Source organism: Streptococcus sp., from assembly GCF_019414905.1.
GTDB lineage: Bacteria > Bacillota > Bacilli > Lactobacillales > Streptococcaceae > Streptococcus.
The window spans coordinates 1-2,038 of the sequence record NZ_DXLC01000046.1; the positions used below are offsets into that span (position 1 = coordinate 1).

Here is a 2,038-nt window from a genome sequence, read left to right on the forward strand (position 1 = left end):
GTGGCCACGACGCACCACAAGGTTTCGAATCAAGCCAGATTGTTCCTTTTCATCATAAGGTTTCAAATCAAAACGACGAAGCAAATCTCGAAGAACTACCACAACTTGGTCAATGACAGAATCCTGAATAAAGAAATCTTCAAGAGGCATGAGGTCATGAGAATTCTTACGGAAAAATCCAGTTTCCAAGATACCATTTACTCGACGAACAGGGACCTGTGCCTTGTTGCGGTACTTAACTGGATTTTTCATACCCAAAGTTTCAGCAACTTCTACATCTGCAATTCCAGCAATCTTGTATAGACTATCCTTAACTTGCTTGGTTTTAAACTTAAGCTGTTCTGGATATGCAAGATGACCTAAATCAGCGATTCCTGAACGCAGGTAAGCCAAATCTAGATCTTGATTACGGTGTGGTGACTGGACAAGGTATTCTTCAACTTTACCAAAACCAATCTTTTTATTAACCTTAAGGACACGCATAAGGATTTTTTCACTTGGTAAAGCATTCTCTACAAAAAATACCAAACCATCCACCTTGGCAACTCCTGCGCCTTCATGGGTCAAGTCAACAATTTCAACTTCTACAATATCATTTTTCTTTAACATTCTCTTCTCTTTCTATTGGCCGACAAAAAAGACGGCAACGTTACGGTTACCATCTATTATACCATGAAATTTGTAATCAGATTCTCTTTATCTATGCTAGTTCATTTCTTTAAAGGCTGCTTCTGCATCCGCGTTGCTGATAACACCAAATTGTATCTTTCCAATCTTTCCTTGACTGTCAATCAGGTATTCTGTAGGAATGCTTCGGATTTGATAAGCTTGGAAGGTGGTTGCTTTTGTGTCATAAAGAACTGGGATATCCTTATAACCTTGATCTTGGAACCATTGTGGGAATTGCTCAACGGTTTTTTCACCTTGAATTCCTGGTGCAATGACACTAAGAATTTCGAAATCACGATCTGGTTTCGCCGCTAGTTCCATCAACTCAGGCATACTTTTCTTACATGGACCACACCATGAAGCCCAAAACTTCAAATAGACTTTTTTACCCTTATAATCAGATAACTTAACTTCTTTACCGTCCATAGATTGCAAGGTAAAATCTGGAGCATCTTTTCCAACAGCAATTTGTTGTACAGGCGTTTGTTGCTGTTGTTTTGGGGATTGTTGTGGAGCTTGAGTCTTTTTAGTCTCTTCCTCACCACAGGCCATCAATACAACTAATGACAAGAGGCTTAAGCCAGCAAACATTACTTTTTTCATCTTTTTCTCCTTTATTCAAAAATTCCAGCTAGAACATTTACTTGTCCTAATAGTAACAAAATTCCCATTAAAATAATGAGCAAACCACCAATTTTCTTCAGTAGCATCATATGACGTTTAATTTTACTAAAATAAGGCATCACTGCTCCTGAAGCTAAGGCCAAGACCAAGAAAGGAATAGCCATCCCTAGAGTGTAAATCAAGGTATAGATAGCACCTTGCCAAGCGCCATTGCCCCCAGAAGCCGCAAGCGCTAAAACAGAACTCAAAACTGGACCAATACAAGGCGTCCAACCGAAGCTAAAGGTAATACCGAGTAAAAAGGCCGACCAATAACGATTGGCTTCTGATTTCTTAAAAGTAAAGCTTTTTTGAACCTCTAATTTCTTAAAATGAAAAATTTCCATCTGGTGAAGGCCCAAAATAATAATAATTGTTCCCATGGTATAGCGAAACCAATTGGCATAGAGAATATTACCAAAGTAACCAGCACCAAATCCTAGAATAAAGAAAATGAGTGAAATACCTGCGATAAAGCAAAGGGTTCGAATCAAACCCGACGACCAGAGAACCTTTCTCCCAAACAAGGAAAAACTTTTTGCGCTTTCCTGATCATCCAGCAAAATTCCAGCATAAACTGGCAGAAGAGGAAAAATACAGGGAGAAAAGAAGGACAAGACCCCTGCTAAAAAAACGGAGATTGAAAATACTAGCGTTTCCAATAAAGAACCAACTTTCTTAAGAATTTAAACCTATTGTACTATAA

The 2,038-nt window shown here is 38.6% G+C and carries 3 protein-coding genes; all 3 read right to left on the reverse strand.

Annotation, left to right across the window (positions count from 1 at the left end):
- A partial coding sequence (locus QZ359_RS01180) for a TRAM domain-containing protein (protein ID WP_365966972.1) occupies positions 1-609 on the reverse strand: 609 nt, incomplete at its 3' end.
- A 96-nt stretch (positions 610-705) separates the two neighbouring features.
- Entirely contained in the window at positions 706-1,272 is a 567-nt protein-coding gene (gene sdbB, locus QZ359_RS01185) for a thiol-disulfide oxidoreductase-associated lipoprotein SdbB (protein WP_000757382.1), read from the reverse strand.
- 11 nt (positions 1,273-1,283) lie between these two features.
- Positions 1,284-1,994 carry a thiol-disulfide oxidoreductase-associated membrane protein CcdA2 gene (gene ccdA2, locus QZ359_RS01190; RefSeq protein WP_261075152.1) on the reverse strand — a complete coding sequence of 237 codons (711 nt, stop codon included), beginning with the start codon at positions 1,992-1,994 and terminating at the stop codon, positions 1,284-1,286.
- Positions 1,995-2,038 lie beyond the last annotated feature (44 nt).